23 protein-coding genes are annotated in these 23,545 nt (G+C 66.0%); 3 read left to right on the top strand and 20 right to left on the bottom strand.

The window, feature by feature from the left end:
• Positions 1–6 precede the first annotated feature (6 nt).
• The 8 genes from trkA to AC0GNO_RS06740 all read right to left on the bottom strand — a co-directional run bounded on the left by trkA (position 7) and on the right by AC0GNO_RS06740 (position 8,851).
• Positions 7–1,398 (bottom strand): Trk system potassium transporter TrkA, encoded by a 1,392-nt coding sequence (trkA, locus tag AC0GNO_RS06775; protein WP_472903454.1) that lies wholly within the window; start codon positions 1,396–1,398, stop codon positions 7–9.
• A 124-nt stretch (positions 1,399–1,522) separates the two neighbouring features.
• Positions 1,523–2,650: an acyl-CoA dehydrogenase family protein gene (locus tag AC0GNO_RS06770; RefSeq protein WP_472903453.1), complete on the bottom strand. Its 1,128-nt coding sequence runs from the start codon at positions 2,648–2,650 to the stop codon at positions 1,523–1,525.
• Positions 2,651–2,680: 30 nt separating this feature from the next.
• Positions 2,681–3,349 carry an SDR family oxidoreductase gene (locus tag AC0GNO_RS06765; protein WP_472903452.1) on the bottom strand — a complete coding sequence of 223 codons (669 nt, stop codon included), beginning with the start codon at positions 3,347–3,349 and terminating at the stop codon, positions 2,681–2,683.
• An 8-nt stretch (positions 3,350–3,357) separates the two neighbouring features.
• On the bottom strand, positions 3,358–4,545 hold the full coding sequence (locus AC0GNO_RS06760; protein WP_472888763.1) for an acetyl-CoA C-acyltransferase: 1,188 nt from the start codon (positions 4,543–4,545) through the stop codon (positions 3,358–3,360).
• A gap of 19 nt (positions 4,546–4,564) precedes the next feature.
• Complete coding sequence (aceK, locus tag AC0GNO_RS06755) at positions 4,565–6,400, bottom strand: bifunctional isocitrate dehydrogenase kinase/phosphatase (RefSeq protein ID WP_472903451.1); 1,836 nt, start codon at positions 6,398–6,400, stop codon at positions 4,565–4,567.
• 32 nt (positions 6,401–6,432) lie between these two features.
• Positions 6,433–7,101: a carbonate dehydratase gene (gene can / locus AC0GNO_RS06750; RefSeq protein WP_472903450.1), complete on the bottom strand. Its 669-nt coding sequence runs from the start codon at positions 7,099–7,101 to the stop codon at positions 6,433–6,435.
• Between the two features lie 74 nt (positions 7,102–7,175).
• On the bottom strand, positions 7,176–8,357 hold the full coding sequence (locus AC0GNO_RS06745) for an isovaleryl-CoA dehydrogenase (RefSeq protein ID WP_472903449.1): 1,182 nt from the start codon (positions 8,355–8,357) through the stop codon (positions 7,176–7,178).
• A 32-nt stretch (positions 8,358–8,389) separates the two neighbouring features.
• Complete coding sequence (locus AC0GNO_RS06740; RefSeq protein ID WP_472903448.1) at positions 8,390–8,851, bottom strand: PaaI family thioesterase; 462 nt, start codon at positions 8,849–8,851, stop codon at positions 8,390–8,392.
• Positions 8,852–8,977: 126 nt separating this feature from the next.
• On the opposite strand from AC0GNO_RS06740, the gene AC0GNO_RS06735 reads away from it, so the two are divergent.
• The gene (locus tag AC0GNO_RS06735) at positions 8,978–9,148 is read left to right on the top strand and encodes a hypothetical protein (RefSeq protein ID WP_472903447.1); all 171 of its coding nucleotides are present in this window, start codon (positions 8,978–8,980) and stop codon (positions 9,146–9,148) included.
• 12 nt (positions 9,149–9,160) lie between these two features.
• Here the strand turns inward: AC0GNO_RS06735 and AC0GNO_RS06730 are convergent, their stop codons facing one another.
• Positions 9,161–9,526, bottom strand: a complete 366-nt coding sequence (locus AC0GNO_RS06730) for a DUF1304 domain-containing protein (RefSeq protein ID WP_472888768.1) — start codon at positions 9,524–9,526, stop codon at positions 9,161–9,163.
• A 54-nt stretch (positions 9,527–9,580) separates the two neighbouring features.
• Positions 9,581–9,997: a MerR family transcriptional regulator gene (locus AC0GNO_RS06725; protein ID WP_472903446.1), complete on the bottom strand. Its 417-nt coding sequence runs from the start codon at positions 9,995–9,997 to the stop codon at positions 9,581–9,583.
• A 120-nt stretch (positions 9,998–10,117) separates the two neighbouring features.
• Here AC0GNO_RS06725 and AC0GNO_RS06720 point away from each other — a divergent pair, with 120 nt between their 5' ends.
• Entirely contained in the window at positions 10,118–11,188 is a 1,071-nt protein-coding gene (locus AC0GNO_RS06720; protein WP_472903445.1) for an MBL fold metallo-hydrolase, read from the top strand.
• Between the two features lie 3 nt (positions 11,189–11,191).
• Here AC0GNO_RS06720 and AC0GNO_RS06715 read toward each other — a convergent pair whose 3' ends face one another.
• From AC0GNO_RS06715 to AC0GNO_RS06675, 9 genes are all read right to left on the bottom strand, one after another.
• Positions 11,192–12,097 (bottom strand): M48 family metallopeptidase, encoded by a 906-nt coding sequence (locus tag AC0GNO_RS06715; protein ID WP_472903444.1) that lies wholly within the window; start codon positions 12,095–12,097, stop codon positions 11,192–11,194.
• Between the two features lie 120 nt (positions 12,098–12,217).
• Positions 12,218–12,961 carry a lysophospholipid acyltransferase family protein gene (locus AC0GNO_RS06710; protein WP_472903443.1) on the bottom strand — a complete coding sequence of 248 codons (744 nt, stop codon included), beginning with the start codon at positions 12,959–12,961 and terminating at the stop codon, positions 12,218–12,220.
• An 8-nt stretch (positions 12,962–12,969) separates the two neighbouring features.
• The gene (gene gmhB, locus AC0GNO_RS06705; RefSeq protein ID WP_472903442.1) at positions 12,970–13,560 is read right to left on the bottom strand and encodes a D-glycero-beta-D-manno-heptose 1,7-bisphosphate 7-phosphatase; all 591 of its coding nucleotides are present in this window, start codon (positions 13,558–13,560) and stop codon (positions 12,970–12,972) included.
• A 103-nt stretch (positions 13,561–13,663) separates the two neighbouring features.
• Positions 13,664–15,784, bottom strand: a complete 2,121-nt coding sequence (glyS, locus tag AC0GNO_RS06700; RefSeq protein WP_472903441.1) for a glycine--tRNA ligase subunit beta — start codon at positions 15,782–15,784, stop codon at positions 13,664–13,666.
• Between the two features lie 16 nt (positions 15,785–15,800).
• A complete protein-coding gene (gene glyQ, locus AC0GNO_RS06695) occupies positions 15,801–16,721 on the bottom strand; it encodes a glycine--tRNA ligase subunit alpha (protein WP_472888775.1) in 921 nt (306 codons plus the stop codon).
• Between the two features lie 124 nt (positions 16,722–16,845).
• The gene (lnt, locus tag AC0GNO_RS06690) at positions 16,846–18,648 is read right to left on the bottom strand and encodes an apolipoprotein N-acyltransferase (protein ID WP_472903440.1); all 1,803 of its coding nucleotides are present in this window, start codon (positions 18,646–18,648) and stop codon (positions 16,846–16,848) included.
• 39 nt (positions 18,649–18,687) lie between these two features.
• Positions 18,688–19,554 carry an HlyC/CorC family transporter gene (locus AC0GNO_RS06685; protein ID WP_472888777.1) on the bottom strand — a complete coding sequence of 289 codons (867 nt, stop codon included), beginning with the start codon at positions 19,552–19,554 and terminating at the stop codon, positions 18,688–18,690.
• A gap of 120 nt (positions 19,555–19,674) precedes the next feature.
• Positions 19,675–20,412 carry a GNAT family N-acetyltransferase gene (locus tag AC0GNO_RS06680; RefSeq protein ID WP_472888778.1) on the bottom strand — a complete coding sequence of 246 codons (738 nt, stop codon included), beginning with the start codon at positions 20,410–20,412 and terminating at the stop codon, positions 19,675–19,677.
• 140 nt (positions 20,413–20,552) lie between these two features.
• Entirely contained in the window at positions 20,553–21,026 is a 474-nt protein-coding gene (locus AC0GNO_RS06675) for an Lrp/AsnC family transcriptional regulator (protein WP_472888779.1), read from the bottom strand.
• Positions 21,027–21,147: 121 nt separating this feature from the next.
• Between AC0GNO_RS06675 and hppD the strand changes: the two genes are divergently transcribed.
• Entirely contained in the window at positions 21,148–22,284 is a 1,137-nt protein-coding gene (gene hppD, locus AC0GNO_RS06670; RefSeq protein WP_472903439.1) for a 4-hydroxyphenylpyruvate dioxygenase, read from the top strand.
• A gap of 63 nt (positions 22,285–22,347) precedes the next feature.
• On the opposite strand, the gene AC0GNO_RS06665 is transcribed toward hppD, so the two are convergent.
• The gene (locus AC0GNO_RS06665; RefSeq protein ID WP_472903438.1) at positions 22,348–23,325 is read right to left on the bottom strand and encodes an esterase/lipase family protein; all 978 of its coding nucleotides are present in this window, start codon (positions 23,323–23,325) and stop codon (positions 22,348–22,350) included.
• Positions 23,326–23,545 lie beyond the last annotated feature (220 nt).

Raw genomic sequence — 23,545 nt, 5'->3', positions numbered from 1 at the left:
CGGAATTCAGCCAAAGAAGGTGGCGGTCACCTGGAACAGTTTCTCGACTTCGCGCACCAGACGCTTGTTCGGGATGAAGATGATGATGTGGTCATCGGCTTCAATCACCGTGTCGTGGTGCGGCATCAGGACCTTCGAGCTGCGCCCCTGGCCGCGCACGATGGCCCCGATGCGCGTGCCCTTGGGCAGCTTGACCTCTTCGACCTTGCGGCCCACCAGCTTGGACGTTTTCACGTCGCCGTGCGCCACGCCTTCCAGCGCTTCGGCCGCCCCCCGGCGCAGGCTGTGTACGGCCACCACATCGCCGCGGCGCAGGTGCGTCAGCAGTTCACCAATGACGGCTTGCGCCGGTGAAATGGCGATGTCGATCGTGCTGCCCTGCATCATGTCGGCGTAGGCGCGTCGGTTGATCAGCGACATCACGCGCCCGGCGCCGAGCCGCTTGGCCAGCATGGCCGACATGATGTTGTCTTCATCGTCGCTGGTGAGCGCGAGGAACAGGTCCATCTGGCCCACGTTTTCTTCCAGCAGCAGGTCTTCGTCCGCCCCGTCACCCTGCAGGATCAGCATGCTAGACGGCAGCTGGCTGGCCAGGTATTCGCAGCGCGTCTTGTCGCGCTCGATGATCTTCACCTCGCACTGTCCCACCAGGCTGCGCGCCAGACGCAGGCCCACCTTGCCACCGCCCGCGATCATGAGGCGCTGCACCGGCTTGTCGATGTTGTGGATGGCGCCCAGCACGTAACGGATCTTGTCGGTGTCGGCCAGCACGAACACCTCGTCGCCCGCCAGGATGCGGGTGGTCTTGGTGGCCTCCATTTCGGTGTCGAGACGGTACAGCGCCACCACCCGCATTTCAGCGTGTGGAAAACGCTCGCGGAACTCACCGATGGTGTGCCCCACCAGGGAACCGCCGTAGGCCGCCCGCATGGCAATCAGGCTGGCGCGGCCATCGGCAAACTCCAGTACCTGCAGCGCCTCGGGGTAGCTGATGAGCTGGTGGATGTAGCGCGTGACCGACTCTTCGGGGCAGATCACGTGGTCCACCGAAAAGCCGTTCTTGCCCAGCAGTTCATCGCCTTCGACAAACTCTGGCGAGCGCAGGCGGGCGATGGTGGTGGGCACGTTGAACACGTCGTGCGCCACCTTGCAGGTCACCAGATTCGCCTCATCGGCCGCGGCGCACGCGATCACCATGTCGGCATCGCGGGCCCCGGCTTCCTGCAGAACGGAGGGCTGGATGCCATTGCCCACCACGCCCCGCAGGTCCAGCTTTTCTTCCAGCAGCCGCAGCCGCGCCGGATCCTGGTCGATAACGGTGATGTCGTTCTGCTCGGAAACCAGGCTTTCCGCGACGCTCTCGCCCACGCGGCCAGCGCCCAAGATGATGATCTTCATAGCTGGATGTTACCCCCCGCGCCGGCTTCGCCGTCACCCCCCAGGGGGCGATGCGAGTGGCCCGGCAAAGCCGGTTCCACCGCATCCTGGGTGGAGGCACGTCGCGCCGGCGGAGCGCTCGCGCCTACAGCGCCCGCTGGATGATGATTTTCTGCACGTCGGACGTGCCTTCGTAGATCTGGCAGACGCGCACGTCGCGGTAGATGCGCTCAACGGGGAAGTCGCTCACATAGCCGTAGCCGCCGTGCACCTGGATCGCCTGCGAACAGACCTGTTCGGCCATTTCGCTGGCGAACAGCTTGGCCATGGCGGCTTCCTTCAGGCAGGGCTGGCCGGCGTCGCGCAGCGCGGCGGCGTGGTGCGTGAGCGCGCGGGCGGCTTCGATCTGCGTCGCCATCTCGGCGAGCTTGAAGCCCACCGCCTGGTGGTTGAAGATGGGCTGGCCGAAACTCTCACGTTCCTTGGCGTATTTCACGGCGCATTCAAACGCGCTGCGCGCCATGCCGATGCTTTGTGACGCGATGCCGATACGCCCGCCTTCTAGCGCGCTGAGGGCGATCCTGTAGCCCTCGCCCTCGTTGCCGATCAGGTTCTCGGCCGGGATGCGGCAGTTGTCGAAGTTGATCTGCGCCGTGTCGCTGCTGTGTTGACCCAGCTTGTCTTCCAGTCGCGCGACCACATAACCCGGCGCCGCCGTCGGCACGATGAAGGCGCTCATGCCCTTCTTGCCGGCGCCTTTGTCGGTCACCGCGATGACGATGGCCACCTGCCCGTTCTTGCCGCTGGTGATGAACTGCTTGACGCCGTTGATCACGTATTCATCGCCCTCTTTCACCGCGGTGGTGCGCAGTGCGGAAGCGTCCGAGCCCACGTGTGGCTCGGTCAGGCAGAAGGCGCCGAGCATCTGGCCGGCGGCCAGTGGGCGCAACCACTGCTCCTGCTGCTGGGCGTTGCCGTAGCGCATGAGGATGGCGTTGACCGGGCAGTTGGTCACGCTGATCACGGTGCTGGTGCCGCCATCACCCGCGGCGATCTCTTCGAGCACGATGGCCAGGGTCTGGTAGTCCAGCCCCGCGCCGCCCAGCGCCTCGGGCACGCAGATGCCGTAGGCGCCCAGCTCGGCCAGACCCTTGTGCACGTCCTTCGGAAAATGGTGTTCCTTGTCCCACTTCGCGGCGTTGGGCCAGAGCTGTTCCTGGGCAAAGGCGCGCACGGCGTCGCGGATCATCACCTGGTCTTCGGTCAGCAGCATGTTGTGTGTCTCGTTGATGTTTTGAAAGTCTTACCAGTGCTCGGCACGCCGGCCGTCGTGGTGGATCAGGCGGCCGTTGTCTTCGGGTGTCACGCTGGCGAGCACGGCGCGCAAACCGCGCACGCTGGCCTCGACCGTCAGCGGCGCAGCGCCGCCGCCCATGTCGGTCTGCACCCAGCCCGGGTCCAGCGCCACCAGCCGGGCCTTCGGGTAGTCGAATCGTGCGCTGCTCACCGCCATGTTCAGCGCCGCCTTGCTCACGCGGTAGAGCCAGCTGTTGCTGCCCGGCACGCTGCCGATCTGGCTCATGGCGCTGGACAGCGCACCGAACACGCCACCGGCTTCTTCCACCAGGGGCAACACCTGCGGGATCACCTGCATGGCGCCCATCACATTGGTGTGCATCACGCGGTCAAAGGTCGGTTGGGTGGGCGGCGAGGTGGCACTGGCGCGATCGATCACGCCCGCCACATAGAGCGCCACATCCAGCTTCTCGCCATCGAGTTGCCAGGACAGCGCACTCACACTGGTGGGCTGCCCCACATCCAGCCGCAGCGGCTCGGCACCGAGCGCGCGCAGGCGCTCCAGCCCGGCGTCGTCGCGCGCGGTGGCAATCACACGCTCACCCGCCTCGCGGTACTGGCGCACGAATTCGAGGCCGATGCCGCGCGACGCGCCGATGACCAGAACCGTTGCCATGCGCAGCGTCAGACCAGTTCTATGGCCATCGCCGTGGCTTCACCGCCGCCGATGCACAGCGTGGCCACGCCCTTCTTGCCGCCACGCGCCTGCAGCGCGTACAGCAGCGTCACCAGGATGCGCGCACCGCTGGCGCCAATGGGGTGGCCCAGCGCGCAGGCGCCGCCGTTCACGTTCACCTTTTCATGCGGGATCGACAGCTCGGTCATCAGCGCCATCGGCACCACGGCGAAGGCCTCGTTGATTTCCCACAGGTCCACGTCGCCCACCGCCCAGCCGGTCTTGGCCAGCAACTTCTGCGTGGCGCCCACGGGCGCGGTGGCGAACCAGTTCGGCTCCTGCGCATGGGTGGCGTGGCCGACGATGCGGGCCAACGGCTTCAGGCCTTGCTTGAGCGCGGTGGACTCGCGCATCAGCACCAGCGCGGCGGCGCCGTCGTTGATGGAGGAACTGCTGGCAGCGGTGATGGTGCCGTCTTTCTTGAACGCGGGCTTGAGCGAAGTGACCTTGTCGAGCTTGACCTTGCCCGGGCCTTCGTCCACCGACACCACGCGTTCGCCGCTGCGGTCTTTCACCGTCACGGGCGCGATCTCTTTGGCAAAGGCGCCGCTCTCGGTGGCGGCCTTGGCGCGCGTCACCGAGGCGATGGCGAAGGCGTCCTGCTGCTCGCGGGTGAAGCTGTATTTGGCGGCGCAGTCTTCGCCGAAGGTGCCCATGCTGCGGCCGGCTTCGTAGGCGTCTTCCAGTCCGTCGAGCATCATGTGGTCGTAAATCTTGTCGTGGCCCATGCGGTAGCCGCCGCGGCCCTTGAGCATCAGGTAGGGCGCGTTGGTCATGCTCTCCATGCCACCCGACACCATCACCGTGGCGCTGCCGGCGAGCAACATGTCGTGCGCGAGCATGGTGGCCTTCATGCCCGATCCGCACATCTTGGACAGCGTCACCGCGCCGGCCGACAGCGGCAGCCCGCCCTTGAGCGCGGCCTGGCGCGCGGGCGCCTGGCCCTGGCCGGCCATCAGGCAGTTGCCGAACAGCACCTCGTCGACCAGCGACTTGTCCACGCCACTGCGCTCGACCGCGGCCTGGATGGCCACGCCGCCGAGGTCGTGGGCGGACTGGGAAGCGAAGTCGCTCTGGAACGAACCCATGGGGGTGCGCGCGGCGCCGACGATGACGATGGGATCTGTTGGGTTCATGGAAATCTCCTGTGAAAGTTCAAGCTAAAAGTTCTTTGTCCGCCTGGACATGGAAGCGCCGGTCGCGCTCGTAGGGAAAAACGTCAAACACATGGCCCGCGGCTATGCGCTCTTTGTGAGCCTGCCAGAAGGCGGCGTCGAGCAGGTCCGCGTGGTGCTTCATGAACTCCTCGCGCACCATCGGGTTGCCGAGCAGGAAGGGGCCGAAGGTCTCGGGGAACACGTCGTGGCGACCCACCGGATACCAGACCTCGCCCGACATCTCGTCTTCTTCGTTGCGCGGCGCGGGAACACGGCGGAAGTTGCAGTCGGTGATGTACTCGATCTCGTCGTAGTCGTAGAACACGACCTTGCCGTGGCGCGTGATGCCGAAGTTCTTCCACAGCATGTCGCCCGGGAAGATGTTGGCCGCCACCAGGTCCTTGATGGCGTTGCCGTACTCGACCACGGCGCGGGTGAGCTGCTGGCGCGCGCGCTTGAGCGACAGGTCGTCCGCCCCCTCGCCCCGCAGTGCATCAAACGCCTCCTGCAGATAGATGTTGAGCGGGATCATGCGCCGCTCGATGTAGCAATGCTTGAGGATGACCTCGATGTCCCCGTCCCCGTTGCGGTCGCTGATCTCCAGCTGGCTCGGCGCGAATTTCTGGATCTCGGCGATCAGCTCGTCGGTGAACCGCTCGCGCGGGAAACCCACCTCGGAAAACTCCAGCGTGTCGGCCATGCGGCCCACGCGGTCGTGCTGCTTGACCAGCAGGTACTTGCCACGGATCTGCTCGCGCGTGGTGTCTTTCTGCGGCGGGTAGAAGTCCTTGATGACCTTGAACACAAACGGAAAGCTCGGCAGGTCGAACACCAGCATCACCATGCCCTTGATGCCGGGCGCGATGCGGAACTTGTCGGTGGAATGCCGCATGTGGAAGAGGAAGTCGCGGTAGAACAGCGTCTTGCCCTGCTTGGCCAGACCGAGCGCGTTGTAGAACTCGGCGCGCGGCTTGCGCGGCATCATGCTGCGCAGGAACTGCACATAGGCGCTGGGGATTTCCATGTCCACCATGAAGTAGGCGCGCGCAAAGCTGAAGAGGATCAGCAGGTCGTCTTCACCGAACAGCGCCGCGTCGATCACCAGCAATCCGTCTTCGTTGTGCAGGATGGGCAGCGCGAACGGCACTTCCTGGAAGCCGTTGATGATCTTGCCGACCACGTAGGCGCCCTTGTTGCGGAAGAACAGGCCCGAGAGCACCTGGAACTGGAAGTTGGCGCGCAGCTTCACGTGGTCGAAGTGCGGCTTCATGGCTTCGAGCACCAGATGGGCGTCGCGCGCGAGGTCTTCGAAGGGCACCCGCAAGTCGAAGTCCGCGATCATGCGCAGCACCTCGGCCTCCATGTTGTCTGCGGTCGGGTAATGGCAGCGGTAGGTGGGCAGGGCCCGCGGCTCCTCGTTTTCGATGTACTCGGTGGAGACCGCCGGGCGCACGAAGATGAAGTCGTTCTGGAAATAGGCCCGCTGCAGAATCTTGGTGCAGACCGAGTTGAAGAAGGTCTCGGCCAGCTCGGGCTGGTGGTGGTTCACCAGCAGGCCGATGTAATGCAGCTTGACCTGCTCCCACACGTCCATGGGTTGCTGCTCGGCCTTGAACTCCTTGTGCAGGCGCATCACGCATTCGTTGACGCGCAGGTCGTAGAACTCGATGCGCTCGCGCTGCGCGCGCTGCTGGCCGCGCCAGTCGCGCGTCTCGAAGCGGTGTTTGGCGCGCGCCGACTCGGTGCGGAACAGCCGGTAGTGGCGGTTGAAGCCGTCCATCATCGCCTTGGCGATGGCGTAGGCCACGGTGGAGTCGAGTCGCTGGGGAAACATGCAAGGCCTTGGGGCGGCTGTCTCAGCCTGCTCTAGGCAGCCGTGTTCCGCCGTTTGGCCGCCACACCCGCCAGGGCCGCCTGGTAGATCGATTCGAGCCCGCCCGGGCCGTCCACCGTCATCAGCATGTCGCGCAACAGGCCGTCGCTCAGGGCGTAGACCCAGGCGTGCAGCGTGAGCGACTGGCCACGCGCCCAGGCGTCCTGCACCACCGTGGTCTGAGCCACGTTCATCACCTGCTCGATGGCGTTGAGTTCGCACAGGACCTCGACCCGGAAGTCCTCGGGCGTGGCCGCGATGAGCGCGGCGTGGCGGTCGCGCACGTCCTTGATGTGGCGCAGCCAGTTGTCGGCCAAACCCACGCGGGTGTCGTTCAGCGCGGCCTTCACACCACCACAGCCGTAGTGGCCCACCACCATCAGGTGTTTCACCTGCAGCTGGTCCACCGCGAACTGGATCGTGGACAGGCAGTTCAGGTCGGTCGGCACCACCACGTTGGCCACGTTGCGGTGCACGAACACCTCGCCGGGCGCCAGACCGGTGATCTGGTTGGCCGGGACGCGGCTGTCGGAACAGCCGATCCACATGTACTGCGGGCTCTGCTGGGCCAGCAGGTCGGTGAAGAAGGTGGGCTTCTCGCGAACCATGGCCGCAGCCCATTCGCGGTTGTGGTCAAACAGGTCTTGCAGCGATGAGCTCATGAGGCAATCAGAAGTTGTTGAACAGCCCGGCCATTGTCGGGCAAGGCCGGTTCACCCCGATGTCCATCGGTGTTTCAGCAGGTCTCGGCAAACAGCTCGCGCCCGATCAGCATGCGGCGGATTTCGCTCGTGCCGGCGCCGATCTCGTACAGCTTGGCGTCGCGCCAGAGGCGGCCCAGCGGGTACTCGTTGATGTAGCCGTTGCCGCCGTAGATCTGCACGCCCTCGCCGGCCATCCAGGTCGCCTTCTCGGCGGTCCACAGGATGACCGAGGCGCAGTCCTTGCGCACCTGGCGCACGTGGTCGGTGCCCAGCAGGTCCAGGTTCTTGGCCACGGTGTAGGCGAAGCTGCGCGCGGCCTGCAGCACGGTGTACATGTCGGCCACCTTGCCCTGGATCAGCTGGAACTCGCCGATGCTCTGGCCGAACTGCTTGCGGTCGTGGATGTAGGGAATCACGTTGTCCATGACCGACTGCATGATGCCCAGCGGACCGCCGGTGAGCACGGCGCGCTCGTAGTCCAGGCCGCTCATCAGCACTTTGGCGCCCATGTTCAGGCCACCCAGGATGTTCTCCGCCGGCACCTCGACGTTCTGGAACACCAGTTCGCCCGTGTGGCTGCCGCGCATGCCCAGCTTGTCGAGCTTCTGCGCGATGCTGAATCCGGGCATGCCTTTTTCGATCAGGAAGGCGGTGACGCCGCGCGCGCCCATCTCGGGCTCGCTCTTGGCATAGACCACCAGGGTGTCGGCGTCGGGGCCGTTGGTGATCCACATCTTGTTGCCGTTGAGCAGGTAGTAGCCGCCCTTGTCTTCGGCCTTGAGCTTCATGCTGATCACGTCGGAGCCGGCACCGGGTTCGCTCATGGCCAGCGCGCCCACGTGTTCGCCGCTGATCAGCTTGGGCAGGTACTTCGCCTTCTGCTCGGGTGTGCCGTTGCGGCTGATCTGGTTCACGCACAGGTTGCTGTGCGCGCCATAGGAGAGACCCACCGAGGCGCTGGCGCGGCTGATCTCTTCCATGGCCACCATGTGCGCCAGGTAGCCCATGTTGGCGCCGCCGTACTGCTCGGACACGGTGATACCCAGCACGCCCAGCTCGCCCATCTTGCGCCAGCAGTCCATGGGGAACTGGTCGCTCTTGTCGATTTCGGCGGCGCGGGGCGCGATCTCGGCCTGCGCAAATTCGCGCACCGCGTCGCGCAGCGCGTCGATGTCTTCACCGAGCTGGAAGTTGAGGCCGGGCAGGTTGTTCATGGGGTGTCTCCTGAAAAGAAAAAAAGTGGGGTTCAGCCCTGGATGTTGTCGCGGCCGACGACGGCCATCAGCGTGCAGCCCATGGTGGCGATGAGTTTTTCGCGCCCGCCTTCGATGGCGTAGGCATGGCCCTCGCACACCGTGACGGTGCGCCCGGGCTTGATGACGGTGCCGACCATGCGGAAGGACTCGCCCTTGGCCGGGGCCAGCAGGTTGATCTTGAACTCGATGGTGAGCACCGCGGCCTCCACCGGCATCAGCGAAAACCCGGCGTAGCCGCAGGCCGAGTCGAGGGCGGTCGACACCATGCCGGCGTGCAGGAAACCGTGCTGCTGCGTCAGCGGCTCGGCCCACGGCAGGGTGATTTCCACCTGGCCGGGACGCACCGCGGCCAGCGTGGCGCCCAGGGTGCGCATGGCGGCCTGGCGCTCGAAGCTGGCGCGCACGCGGGCGGCGAAATCCGTGTCGCGGGGTTCGAAGGTCTGGAGGTTCAAGTTCGCACCTTGATTGACGTTTACGTAAACGTCAATTATGACCGAGACAAGCCTGCCGCCGCAAGTCGGGACGAACCCGCAAGGCCAGTTCAATAGCCAAACGGCCATTCATCCCAGGAGCCCACCATGCGCGTCACACCCACCAAAGCCAAGAACCGGTTCGGCAGCATTTGCGCCCAGACCAAGCGCGGGCCGGTGTTCGTGGAGAAGGCCGGCCAGATAGACAGCGTCATTCTCTCGGCCAAGCACGACAAGGTGGTGTGGGTCGAAAACCCTGTGCCAGGCGACAGCGGCTGACGTCTCCACACCTCAGACGGTACGCGACAGGAACACCAGCAGCAGTCCGATGGCCGCCGGCAACGCCTGCACAAACAGGATCTTCCGGCTGGCAGTGGCTGCGCCGTACAGGCCCGCCACCAGCACGCAACCGAGGAAAAAAACCGTCACGCCAAAGCCCTCGGCACCCAGCAGCAGTCCCCACAGCAGCCCCGCGGCCAGGAAGCCGTTGTACAGCCCCTGGTTGGCGGCGAGCACCTTGGTGGCCGCGGCCTTCTCCGGCGTGTTACCGAAGGCCTTCAGGCCGGCCGGCTTGTCCCACAGGAACATTTCCAGCACCAGAAAGTAGAGGTGCAGGAGCGCGACGAGAACAACGACGATGCTGGCGATGATGGCCATGGGAACTCCTGCAAAACGGGTGCTGTCCGTGCGGCAGCCATGCGAGCGCGCCGTTCAGACCTTGTCGGCCTTGATCGTCTTGTCCACCTTCGCCAGCAGCGCCCGCGCCTCTTTCTCGTGCACCTTCACCTCGTCGAGGTTGGCCACCAGGTCGGCCATCTGCTCTTCGAGCTGGCGCTTGTGTTCGGCCAGCACGGCGAGGAACTTGCGCAGCTGCGGCCCGGTGTCGCGCGGGCTGTCGTACATCTGGATGATGTCCTTGGCCTCGGTCAGCGAGAGCCCCAGACGCTTGGCGCGCAGCGTGAGCTTCAGGCGCGTGCGATCGCGCGCGCTGTAGACCCGGTTGCGCCCACCCGGGCCTTCGCGCTGCGGCTGCAGCAGGCCCATGTCTTCGTAGAAGCGGATCGCGCGCGTTGTCAGGTCGAACTCGCGCGCCAGATCGCTGATGGTGTAGGTCGGGTTGCTCGCCATGGGCTAGGGCCTTGTCGGGTTGCGGACAGTGCATCGGAACCCCGCTCCGTAGAATGCCCGGCATCTCTTGACGTTTACGTTAACGTCACTCGTTGGCATCTTAACGGAATCCACCCGCGCATGAATCCCCCCTCCCGAGAGCAGCTCGAAGCCCGCCTGCACTACCCGCTGGGCGACACGCTGCCCGACACCGGCCACACGCTCACGGTGGCGCCGGGGGTGAAGTGGATCCGCATGGCGCTGCCGTTCGCGCTGGACCACATCAACCTCTGGCTGCTGCGCGATACGCTGGACGGCGTGGAGGGCTGGACGGTGGTGGACTGTTGCATCTCGCGCGATGAAGCGAAGGCGCAGTGGGAGCAGATTTTTGCCAACGAACTCGACGGCCTGCCCATCCTGCGCGTGATCGTAACCCACATGCACCCGGACCACATCGGGCTGGCTTATTGGTTGTGCGAGCGGTGGGCCTGCATGCTGTGGATCAGCGCCACCGACTACAACTCGGCGCGCATCGGCTCACAGAGCACCACCGGTTTTGGTGGCGCCAGTGCGGCCGACTTCTTTGCGTCCCACGGCATGACCGACCCCGACAGCCTGGCGCAAATCCGCGGCCGGGCGAGCTACTACCCCGGCATGGTGCCGGCCGTTCCGCCGCGCTACCACCGCCTGATGGACGGCCAGACCGTGACCATCGGCGAACGCGGCTGGCGCTGCATCAGCGGCTACGGCCACGCGCCCGAACACATCGCGCTGTACAACAACGAGTTGCAGGTGCTGATCAGCGGCGACATGGTGCTGCCGCGCATCAGCACCAACGTGAGCGTGTACGACATGGAGCCCGAGAGCGATGCGCTGACGCTGTTCCTGGACTCGCTCGACAAATACCTGCCGCTGCCCGAAGCCACGCTGGTGCTGCCCTCGCACGGCAAGCCCTTCACCGGGCTGCACGAACGCATCCGGCAGCTGAAGGACCACCACGCCGAACGCCTGGCCGAACTGCTCGACGCCTGCCTCGAGCGACCCATCAGCGGCGCAGACGCTATTCCCCTGCTGTTCCAGCGCGAGCTGGACCTGCACCAGACCACCTTCGCCATGGGCGAAGCGGTGGCGCATCTGCACCGGTTGTGGTTTGGCGGTCAGGTGCGGCGCGAGCGCGATGCCGAGGGCATCTACCGCTTCAAGGCCGTTTGAGACTCACTCGCCGAGCGGCACCGCAGCCCGCTTGAGCGCGCGCCGCCGCGCCATGTGGTCCGGCATCACGCTCGCCACCACGTCCCAGAACTGCGGGCTGTGGTCCATGTGGCGCAGGTGGCTGAGCTCGTGCACCACGACGTAGTCCACCATCTCCATCTTCAGGTGGATCAGCCGCCAGTTCAGCCGGATGGTGCCGTCGGCACTGGCGCTGCCCCAGCGCGTGCCGGCGCTGGAGAGGCGCAATTTTTCATAGCGCACACCCAGCAGCGGCGAAAAATGATCCAGCCGTTCGGCGAACACGCGCTTGGCCTGGCGCATCAGCCAGGCCTGCGCCGCGTCGCGGATCTGGGCCTCGGTGGCGTTGTGGGCCAGCCCCAGCCGGAGGGCACCCACGGCATCGGACGCGTCGATGGCGGCCGGCTCCAGCACAGCCCCGACCTGCGCGAACCCGTGCGCAGGATCGAGCACCAAGCGCACGCGCTGGCCCAGAAAGTCCAGCTCGGCACCGTTGGCCCAGACGGTTCGGGCCTGCGCCAGCTCCCCGGCGCGTTGACGGGCGTTCTGCAGCTTTTCCAGCACCCAGCCGGCCTTGTCGTGCAACAGCGCTTCGACCTCTCCGACTGGCGTCCAGCGCGGCGCACTCACGCTCAGGCCATCGGGCCCGACCGACAGGCCGATGGTGCGGCGTTTGCCGCGCTTGAATTCGTAAGCCACATCGCAGTTGCCCAGCTTGAGCAGCCGATTGGCGCGCGGGTGGTGCCAGGTGCCGGGCTGGAACACCTCATTCAACGGCTCGGCGGGCGGAGCCGCAGGCCGGGGCTTCGCCACCGGCGCAGGCGGCCTGGGCAACCCCACGGGCTCAGGCCCGGTCAGGAAATCGAGCGCCAGTTGCACGAAGCGCTGCATGGGCTCAGTCCCCTCCGGAGCGAGATGTCTGCACCGAGGATGCGGTGGAACCGGCTTTGCCGGGCCACTCGCATCGCCCCCTTGAGGGGGTGACGCGCTGAAAGCGCGGCGCAGGGGTGGTCATGTGTAAGCCGTGGGATCGAGGCGCCGCATCTCGGTCTCGATCCAGTCTTCCACCTCGCGCATCAGCTCGTCCGGCTGACGGCCCGCGCTGGGGATCGGCTTGCCGATCGAAAACTCCACCACACCGGGCTTCTTGATGAAGGCCTTGCGCGGCCAGCACTTGGCCGAGGTCACGGCGATCGGGATCACCGGCGCGCCGGTGCGGATCGCGAGGCGGGTGCCCCCGCTCTTGTACGTGCCCTTCTCGCCGCGGGGAATCCGCGTGCCCTCGGGAAACATGATGACCCAGGTGCCCTGGTCCAGCAACCGCTGCCCTTGCTGCACCACCTTGGCGAAGGCGCGCGCACCGTCGGCCCGATCGATGTGGATCATGTCCATGCGCGCCATGGCCCAGCCAAAAAATGGCACCTTCAGCAGCTCTTTCTTGAAGACAAAGGCCAGCGGATGCGGCATCAGCGCGGCCATGCTGAAGGTCTCCCAGAGCGACTGGTGCTTGACCAGCAGCACCGCGGGCGCCGTGCTGCCCACCGGCAGGTTCTCGAAGCCGATCACCTGGTTGCGGATGCCCAGGATCAACGTGCCGCCATCGACCGCCAGCTTGAGCCAGCGCGCGCACATCCAGTAGATGCGGTCGGGCTTCATGAACGGCGCGGCGACCACCACCGCCAGCGCCCACGGAATCACGGTCACGACCATGAACAAGAGATGCAGGACGGCACGCAGGAAGTTGATGACGATCATGGGGCGGTTCAGGAGGTGGCGGTGTCCTGCGCCAGCAGCCAGTCGGCAAATGCGGGCAGGTCTTCGTGCAGGCGGGTGCCCGAAGGCAGATGGGGAAGCAGCATCGCCAGCTCGGCGTCCGCTCCAGGCCCGGCACGACCGCGCAGGTGTTCGGACTTGCCGGTCAGCAGCAGATGGGTGGGACAGCCGGCCGCAGCGCCGGCCTGCACATGACGCAGGGCGTTGCCCGCCGCCGGCACATTGGCCAGTGTCATGCCGAAACGCACCCCGATCTGTTCAAACAGGCCAGGTTCGGGTTTGCGGCAGTGGCAACCATCCTCAGGGGCGTGCGGACAAAAAAACACCGCCTCCACGCGAGCCCCGGCGGCCGCGAGCTGGCGGTGCATCTTGGCGTGAATCGCGTTCAGCGAAGCCATGTCGAACAAGCCACGGCCGATGCCGCTCTGGTTGGTCGCCAGCACCACGCGCCAGCCGCCCTGGTTGATCCGTGCCACGGCTTCGAGCGCACCGGGCAGTGCTTCCCATTCGTCCGGAGAAGCGACGTAGTCGTCGCGGCTGCGGTTGATCGTGCCGTCGCGGTCGAGGATCAGCAGTTTCATGCGGTGCTCCACAGAAGTGAGGGCCGCTGCGCCGGGCCGCCCCAGCCAAGGCCGCGCGCCCTCGGGGGACAGCGACCCGCGCAGCGGCGGAGCGCAGGGGCTGTCATGTTGCCAGACGGGAGAGGTCGGCCACGCGGTTCATCGCTTCGTGCAGCTGCTTGAGCAGGCCCAGGCGGTTGGCCCTGAGCGCCGGGTCTTCGGCGTTCACCATCACGCCGTCGAAGAAGGCATCGACCGGCGCGCGCAGCGCGGCCAGCGTCATCAGCGAAGCGGTGTAGTCGCCGTTGGCGAACTCGGCGTCGGCCGCTGGCACGGTCTTCTGCATCGCGGCAAACAGGTCCTTTTCGGCCGCTTCGACCAGCCGGCTCTCCTGCACCGCGACGCCCTCGCCTTCGGACTTCTTGAGGATGTTGCCGATGCGTTTGTTGGCGGCCGCCAGCGCCGCTGCGGCGGGCAGCGCCGCGAAGGCGCGCACGGCCTGCAGGCGCTGGCTCACGTCGGCCAGGCGCTGCGGGCGCAGGGCCAGCACGGCATCGACTTCCTGGGCGCTGGCGCCCTGCTCGCGCAGGCTTCCGGCGAGGCGGTCGTAGATGAAGTCGGCGAGCGCGGCAGTAGCGTCGGTGATCCTGTCGCCGAAAGCGGGTGCGGCACCGGCCAGCAGCCCCTGCAAATCCAGCGGCAGATCTTTCTCCACCAGCATGCGGATCACGCCCAGCGCGTGCCGGCGCAGCGCAAACGGATCCTTGTCGCCGGTTGGCAGGTTGCCGATGCCGAACATGCCGACCAGCGTCTCCAGCTTGTCGGCCAGCGCGACCACCACGCCAGTCATCGTGCGCGGCAGTTCGTCGCCCGCGAAGCGCGGTTTGTAGTGGTCTTCGATCGCGAAGGCGATGTCTTCGGAGAGACCGTCGTGGCGCGCGTAGTAGCCGCCCATGATGCCCTGCAGCTCGGGGAACTCGCCCACCATGTCGGTCACGAGGTCGGTCTTGGCCAGTCGCGCGGACAGCAGCGAACGCGCCGCCAGCTCAGGGCCGCCCAGCTGCAGGCCAATGGTCTCGGCAATGGCGCAGACACGTTCCATGCGCTCGCCCTGTGTGCCCAGCTTGTTGTGGTAGACCACTTTGGACAGGGCCGGCACGCGGCTTTCCAGCGTCTTCTTGCGGTCCTGGTCAAAGAAAAACTTGGCGTCGGCCAGGCGCGGGCGCACCACGCGCTCGTTGCCGCCGATCACGGCGCTGGCATCCATCGGGCTGATGTTGCTGACGACGAGGAACTGGTTGGTCAGCTTGCCGTGGGTATCGACCAGCGGGAAATACTTCTGGTTGGCCTTCATCGTGAGGATCAGGCATTCCTGCGGCACTTCGAGGAACTGCTCTTCGAAGCCGCAGGTGAGCACGTTGGGCCGTTCGACCAGGGCGGTCACTTCGTCCAGCAGGGCCTCGTCCATCAGCACCTCGTAGCCCGGGCCCAGGCGCTCGGCGGCCTGCGCGAGCTGCTGCACGATGGCGAAGCGGCGGTCGTTGAAACTGGCGATCACCGAGCCGTCGGTCAGCAGGGTCTGCGCGTAGCTGTCGGCGTCGGCCAGCAGCACAGGCGACTTGGCCGCTTCAAAGCGGTGGCCCTGGGTGCCGTTGCCGGCCCGGAGCCCCAGCGCCTTCACCGGTACCACGCTGCTGCCGTGCAGCGCCACCAGGCCGTGCGCCGGGCGCACGAAGTGCACGCTGCTCCAGCCGGGCAGCTCGCAATCGGTTTCGAGCTGGTAGCTCATCACCTTGGGGATCGGCAGCTTGGTTATCGCTTCGTCCAGCGCCTTCTGCAAGCCCACGGCCAGGTCCACACCGGGCACCACGCTGTCGTAGAACAGCGCTTCGGCCTTGCCGTCGGGCGCGCGCTTCAGGCCAGCCACGGCCGAGGCATCGGCCCCGAGCGCCCCCAGGCGCTTGAGCAGCGCGGGCGTGGGCAGGCCGCTGGCGTCCAGGCCCACGCTCACCGGCATGAGCTTTTGCGACACGGCCTTGTCGGCTGCGCGCTCGGTCACGGCGGTCACGTGCGCGGCCAGTCGGCGCGGTGAGGCGAAGGGCGCCACGGCGGAGCCGGCCGCCGTCAGGCCCTGGGCCTTGAGTTGTTCAAACAGCACGCCGGCGAAGGCATCACCCAGCTTCTTGAGCGCCTTGGGTGGCAGCTCTTCCACAAACAGTTCGACGAGGAGGTTCTTGGTTGTCATTCTTGTGCTCTCCCGCTCAGGCGGCTTTCTTCGTCATCTGTTCCACCCACTCGCGCGGCGCCATGGGGAAGCCCAGGCGCTCGCGGCTTTCGTAGTAGCTTTGGGCCACGCCGCGCGCCAGGTTGCGGATGCGGCCGATGTAGGCAGCGCGTTCGGTCACGCTGATGGCGCCGCGCGCGTCCAGCAGGTTGAAGCTGTGGGCGCACTTCAGGACCTGCTCGTAGGCGGGCAGCGCGAGCTGCTGCTCCATCAGGTGTTTGGCCTGCTTTTCGTGGGCGCTGAAGGCGGTGAACAGGAAGTCGGCGTCCGAGTGTTCGAAGTTGTAGGCCGACTGTTCCTTTTCGTTCTGCAGGTAGACGTCGCCATAGCTCAGACTGGAGCCATCGGCACGGTTCGTCCACACCAGGTCGTAGACGTTGTCCACGCCCTGCAGGTACATGGCCAGGCGCTCCAGGCCATAGGTGATCTCGCCGGTGATGGGTTTGCAGTCGATGCCGCCCACCTGCTGGAAGTAGGTGAACTGCGTGACTTCCATGCCGTTGAGCCAGACCTCCCAGCCCAGGCCCCAGGCGCCGAGCGTGGGGTTTTCCCAGTCGTCTTCGACGAAACGGATGTCGTTCTTCTTCAGGTCGAAGCCCAGCGCTTCGAGCGAGCCCAGGTAGAGCTCCAGGATGTTGCTGGGTGCAGGCTTCAACACCACCTGGTACTGGTAGTAGTGCTGCAGGCGGTTGGGGTTCTCGCCGTAGCGGCCGTCTTTCGGGCGGCGGCTGGGCTGCACGTAGGCGGCCTTCCAGGGCTCGGGGCCGAGCGCTCGCAGGAAGGTGGCGGTGTGGCTGGTGCCGGCGCCGACCTCCATGTCGTAGGGCTGCAGCAGCGCGCAGCCCTGGGCGTCCCAATAGGACTGCAGTTTCAGAATGATTTGCTGGAAGGTCAACATGCGGGAGGGGGCCGGTGCGAAGTCCGGGCCGGAAGTGTTCTGGGTGCGAGGGGCAGCCGCCCTGGCGGGCGCACTGCGCAGAAGCTGGATTTTACGGGGCGCCAGCCTTTGACCGTGGGGGCGTTCAGGCGCCGCGCGCGCGGCGGCGCCGGGGTCGGCGGCTGGCCAGCAGCACGACCACGGTCAGGCACGCCACCCAGACTGGCCAAAGACCCCAGCGTCCGGCCCAGCGGGCGAAGGGCGTGCTGCCGCTGCGCCCTTCGACCACGGCCTCCAGCCGGCCCCGGGTCAGGCGCGGCAACTGGTGTGTGACTTCGCCGCGGTGGTTGATGACCGCGGTGGCGCCGGTGTTGGTGGCGCGAAGCATGGGCCGGCCCAGCTCCAGGGCGCGCAGGCGCGAGATCTGCAGATGCTGGTCGATCGCCACCGAGTCGTCAAACCAGGCAAGGTTGCTCAGGTTGACCAGCACGGTGGGTGCCGTCACGGGGTCCTGGAACGAGGCGGCCAGCTCTTCGCCGAACAGGTCTTCGTAGCAGATGTTGGGCGCGATGCGCTGTCCGGCCCAGGACCAGGCGGGCTGCGCCAGTGCGCCACGGTTGAAGTCGCCCAGCGGAATGCGCATCAGGTCGGTGAACCAGCGAAACAGGGGCGGAATGAATTCGCCGAAGGGCACCAGGTGGTGTTTGTCGTAACGGAAAAACCCGCCGGGCTGCGGCGCCGCGGCGGTGCGCGGCTCGATGCCCCAGGCCGAGTTGGTGTAACCCTGCTCGTAGCTGCCCAGCGGCAGGCCCAGCAACGCGCCCAGCGAGGCATCCGGTTGCGACAGCCCTCGCAGGAGCGGTTGCCAGAACGCGTCACCCAGTTGATCGGGCAACATCGGCAACGCGGTCTCGGGCGCCACCACGAGCTGCGGCCCGCGCAGCGTATCGACGCGCGCCGCCTCGGCCGCCTTGGCGATCTGTTCCGGGTACCAGCGCAAGGCCTCAGCAACACCGGTGCCGGGTTCGAATTTCTGGTCCTGGGCGATGTTGCCCTGCAGAAGCCAGACCCGGAGTTGGCCATGTGCGGTGGTGTCGCGCTGGCCCTGGTCGCGCCACGCACCGCCCCACAGCACGCTGGCCAACAGCGCGACCAGCAAAACCACTCCGGACAGCCCTTGAGCAACAGCCATTGAGCGGCCTCGCTGGTGGTACCAGCGCAGGGGATCGGGGGCGCCGGGCCGGCGCGCGGTCGGGAACAAGCCTTGACGCATCCACCCCCCCAGCGCCGAAAGCGCCGCCGCGAGCGCAAAGGCCAGCAGCGCGGCGATCGCGCCCATGCCGTACACCCCCACCCAGGGAGCCCAGGCCGCCATCAGATCAACCTGGGCGTAACCGCCTGCACCCCAGGGGAACCCGGTCAGCCAGCGACCTCGCGCGAGCTCGGCCAGGGTCCAGAGCGCCGCGAACATCACGGCCTGCTGGATGCGCGAACGCGGTGCCAGTGCGCACATCAGGCCCGCCGCCAGCGCGTAATACAGGGCCAGCAGACCCGCCAGCGCCAGCACGGCCAGCGCCGCCAACCAGGCTGGCAGGCCGCCGTAGGTGTGCATGGAAACAAACAGCCACCAGAAGGTCGAGGCCAGCCAGGCCGTGGCGAACACCCAGGTGCGCCAGACGCCCTGGCGCAACTGCTGCACATGCCGCAAGGCCAAGACCAGCAGGGACAGCGATCCGATCTGCAGCCAGCCATTGGGCTCGCCTGGCGCCAGGCCCGGCGGGCTCCAGCCACGCACGGGCCAGGCCAGTGCAGCCGCCTGCAGCCAGCCGGCCAGCAGACAGACCACCAGCCAGAACAGGCCCCTGCCACGGGCAGGACGTCCCGGCGGCTGGCCACTGAGGGGGGAAAGGCTCGACGGCGTGTGCAGGTTACCGAACAGGCTGCGCATGGCGGTTCGCTGGCGTGTGGGCGCGATCGCGGCTCGGGCTCAATCGACCAGAGGCGTCGGCAACACCTTGAACCATTTGACTGCGCCGCCTTTGGTGTGCAGCACCACAAAGCGCAGGCCATCGAGCTCATGCACCTCGCCGCGCTTGGGCACGTGGCCCATGGTGTGCGCGATCAGGCCCCCGATGGTGTCGAAATCGTCCACCGCGAGCTTGAGACCGAAGGACTCATTGATGCGCTCGATGGAGGTGTCACCGCTGACGCGCCAGGTGCTGTCAGCCAGGGCGAAGATGTCGCCATCGTCTTCGACCACGTCGAACTCGTCCTCGATCTCGCCAACAATCTCTTCCAGCACGTCTTCAATGGTGATGAGGCCGGCCAAACGGCCAAACTCGTCGATCACGATCGCCAGGTGGTTGCGGTTGCCGCGGAATTCGCGCAGCAGGTCGTTCAGCCCCTTGCTCTCGGGCACGAAGGTGGCCGGGCGCAACAGGGCGCGGATGTTGAGTTCGGGCGCGCGCTGCAGCTTGAGCAGGTCTTTGGCGAGCAGGATGCCGATGATGTTTTCGGTCTCGCCCTCGTAGACCGGGAAGCGCGAGTGCGCGGTGTCGATGACCAGGTGGAGCAGTTCATCGTAGGGCGCATTGATGTCGAGCACATCCATGCGCGGGGCCGCCACCATCACATCGCCGGCCGTCATGTCGGCCATGCGGATCACGCCTTCGAGCATGATGCGCGATTCGGCGTTGATGATGTCGTTGTCCTCGGCCTCGGCCAGGGTTTCGATCAGTTCGTCCTTGGAATCCGGGCCCGGATGGATGAACTCCGCGAGCTTTTGCAGGAAACCACGTTTGTCTTCATGCCGCAGGCTGCGCTGCGGCCCGGGACTGGGAGGGATGTCGGCCACTGAAGGAATGGGATGGTTGAGGGAGTATCGAAGGATACCGCAAGCCCATGACGGCAACCAGAGACACACCGCCACGGCGCCCGGAGCGCCCGCGTGGGAAGCCGGATCAGGCTTGCCCGGTCAACCGCGCACGCGTTCGCGCGATTCGCGCACGCCCTGGCGGATTTCCATCAGCAGGGCCAGCCCGTCCCAGAACTGCCGGGCCTGGACCTTGAGGTGGTAGTTGGTCAGGGCCATCTGCTCGTTGACCATCTCAGTCACGCGCGAATCAAAATCGGCCGGCGGCAGGTGCAGATGGGCTTCGCTTTCGGAACCGTCGCGCACGATCGCCGCACCGGCTTTGCGGGCGATGCGCAGCATGGCGGTGTTTTCAGACAGCGCATGGATGAACAGCTGGCTTACGCCCTCGTTGCGAGAGTGCATGACGGCCCTCTCGAACAGGCGGCTGCCGTAACCGCGACCCCGGGCCAGACGGGAAACAGAGACACCAAACTCGGCGCAACTGGTGCACTGCGGATCCACCGAATACGCCAGGTGCGCCATGGCAATGAGTTCGAGCTTGCGGTTGAAAATGCCGAACAGCTCGTCGCGCGCAAAGTTCAGGCTGGCCACATAGCGCTGGATCTGCTCGTCGTTGGCCGCATAACCAAAGCGCAGGTAACGGTCGTGTGGTTCCAGCGCCAGCAGGTGGGCGCTGATGCGCTCCAGATGCCCCGGCCCCATGGACCGGATAGGCACAGCCATGGAGGTGGACGAACCCGTGTTGCGCAACTCACCCGGCGCCACGTCGTCGAGCAGACGTGACGGCGCTGCGCTGCGCTGCGCAGAAGACTTGAACCAGGAGAGGGGATCGATCATGGTTTGAATATAAGGGTTATCCCTATATCGACAAGGGCGTGCGCCTCTAAACCGGGAAAAACCCGATGGGCGGGCGGCTTTTTGACCGTCTGTCACCTCATTTTGTTGCGATGCAACAAAATGCCTCAGAAGAGGGCGCTTTACACGGGCAAAGCGGTGGTGCTTTTCACCCGGTCCATCACGAAACTGGTCTTGCAATCCTGCACGCTGGGGTGCTTGAGCAGGGTGTCCATCATGAAGCGCGAGTAAGCCGCCATGTCGGCCACCACCAGCCGCAGCTGGAAGTCCATCTCACCCGTGAGCGCGGCGCACTCCACCACCTCGGGCCAGCCCATCACACTGGCGCGGAACTGGTCCATGGGATTGCGTTTGGCGCTCTCCGCGTGTTTCTCCAGCCGCACGTTGACATAGGCCGTCAGGCCCAGACCCACGGCCTCGGGCCTGACCAGCGCAACATAGCGGTCGATCACGCCCACCTCTTCCAGCCGCTTCACCCGCCGCAGCACGGCACTGGGCGACAGACCCACCACCTCCGCGATCTGGTCGTAGGTTGCCCGGCCATCGGCCTGCAGGCTGCGCAGTATGTGGCGATCGAGCTTGTCCAGTGCTTGCATGCTTTTGATTCTGCAGGAATCCTGCAAAAAGGACAAACGGAGCGCCCCAAAACGCTGGAATCGTGACACGCTGCGCCGATACAGTGGCGCTTTGCTTTCGCCACACCACAAGGAGACCACCATGAACGCCAGCCTGCCCACCGCCGTCACGTCTGCCGCAGCCACCTGGGAGAACCCCATGGGCACTGACGGTTTCGAATTCATCGAATACGCCGCGCCCGATCCCGCCGCCATGGGCGCGCTGTTCGAGCGCATGGGCTTCAAGCCGATCGCCAAACACCGCCACAAGGCCGTGACGCTGTACCGCCAGGGCGAGATCAACTTCATCATCAACGCCGAACCCGACAGCTTCGCCCAGCGCTTCGCCCGCCTCCACGGCCCCAGCGTGTGCGCCATCGCCTTCCGCGTGCGCGATGCGAAAGTGGCCTACGAGCGGGCCCTTTCGCTCGGTGCCTGGGGCTACGCCAACACGGCGGCACCGGGCGAGCTCAACATCCCGGCCATCAAGGGCATCGGCGACTCCATCATCTATTTCATCGACCGCTGGCGCGGCAAGAACGGCGCGCAGCCGGGCGACATCGGCAACATCGGCTTCTTCGATGTGGACTTCGAGCCGCTGCCCGGTGCGGAGCTGAACCCGGTGGGCCACGGCCTGACCTACATCGACCACCTCACACACAACGTGCACCGCGGCCGCATGGACGAATGGGCCGGGTTCTATGAGCGGCTGTTCAACTTCCGTGAAGTGCGTTACTTCGACATCGAGGGTCAGGCCACGGGTGTGAAGAGCAAGGCCATGACCAGCCCCTGCGGCAAGATCCGCATTCCGATCAATGAAGAAGGCAACGAGAAGGCCGGCCAGATCCAGGAGTACCTGGACCGCTACCACGGCGAGGGCATCCAGCACATCGCCATGGGCTCGACCCACCTCTACGACACGGTCGATGCGCTCGAACTCGCCGGGGTGAAGCTGCTCAACACCAGCGACACCTACTACGAACTGCTCGACAAACGCATTCCCGGCCACGGCGAAAACGTCGCCGAACTCCAGCAGCGCAACATCCTCGTGGACGGCAAGCCCGGCGAACTGCTGCTGCAGATCTTCAGCGAGAACCAGCTCGGCCCGATCTTTTTCGAGTTCATCCAGCGCAAAGGCAACGAGGGCTTTGGCGAGGGCAACTTCAAGGCGCTGTTCGAGACCATGGAGCTCGACCAGATGCGCCGTGGGGTGTTGGCGACGGGAACCAGGGCTGAATAATCGCCGGCCAGGCGCGGAGGTCCATCGCCTGCCCGAAGAAGCACTGGCTCTTCGCGCCAGCGCTCAGGCTGCTGATGGTCGGATCAACAAGGCCAGCGTCTCGCGCATCACCTGGGGGTGAAACGCCATGGCCACGTGCGACACGCCAGGCACATGGCGGTTGTCGGCGCCCGGCAGCATCGCCGTGGCGGCGGGGAACACGATGTTGTCTGCGTTGGAATACCAGCAGACAAAGCGGTCGTAGCGGTTGTTCGGCGCTGTCACAGCCTCACGCGCCTGGAGTGAGCGCAACCAGTCCCCGCCGATCCGCATCTGGCGGCCGTTGTTCACGCGGCTGAACTGGGCCAGCCAAGTGCCGTGGTGCGGCGAGCCGATGGTCACGATCCGGCTCACCCGCTGGTCCGCACCGGGCACCGCGTCCAGCCAGGCGCGCGCCGCCAGGCCGCCCATGCTGTGACACACCAGCATCGGCGGCTGTCCGGTGAGCGCGTGCGCACGCCGCACGGCGTCGTCGATCGATGACCCATACGCGTCTATCGAACCGAACACCGGTTCCAGATTCACCGAGGTGTAGGGCACGCCGCGCTGCCGCAGCTCGTGCATCCAGGGCAGCCAGAAGCCGCGGTTGCACACAAAGCCGTGCACGAACACCAACGCTGTGCAACCCGGTGCCGGCGGCACGTCTTCATCCGGCAGACAGCGCCAGCGAAACGGCTGCCGCCAGGAAAACACCCGGGGGGCCACCCGCACCTCCTGCCACCAGGCGCACAACAGGGTTCCCGCATGGGCACGGGGTGTCGGGTCGCTCCGGTTCACCACGCCGACCACCACAAACTCCAGCGCCAGCACCAAGGCATAACCCCCCAACATGGCCAGCACCCCCAGCAACGCAGCGGGGCGGGACCAGCTCCACGCCCACAGACTCCAGCCCGCGGCCAGTGCCAACGACCCGAGCATGAGTCCTTGCTGCAGGCGTGCGAGTCCGGAAACGCGGTGGACCGCGGCCCGCCCGTTGGGATCAGCAACTTGTCTATCGAACATCGTTGAACTATCGCACGCCATCGCCGGATGTTGCCTGCACGGTGATAGAGCGCACGCCCTAGGAGCTTGCGCGGCAGAAGCGCACTGAGGTCGCGAAGGCTTGGTAAATTGTGGGCATGGCCGCAAGTTACCTCCCCTACGAACCCCAACAGCAGCGACTGCTGCCCGACGCACTGCAAGACTGGCTGCCCGAAGGGCACCTGGCGTACTTCATCAGTGA

This window comes from Hydrogenophaga sp. L310, assembly GCF_055703065.1.
The sequence above is the reverse complement of the archived record's forward strand: the minus strand, read 5'-3'. Positions and strand labels throughout refer to the sequence as shown.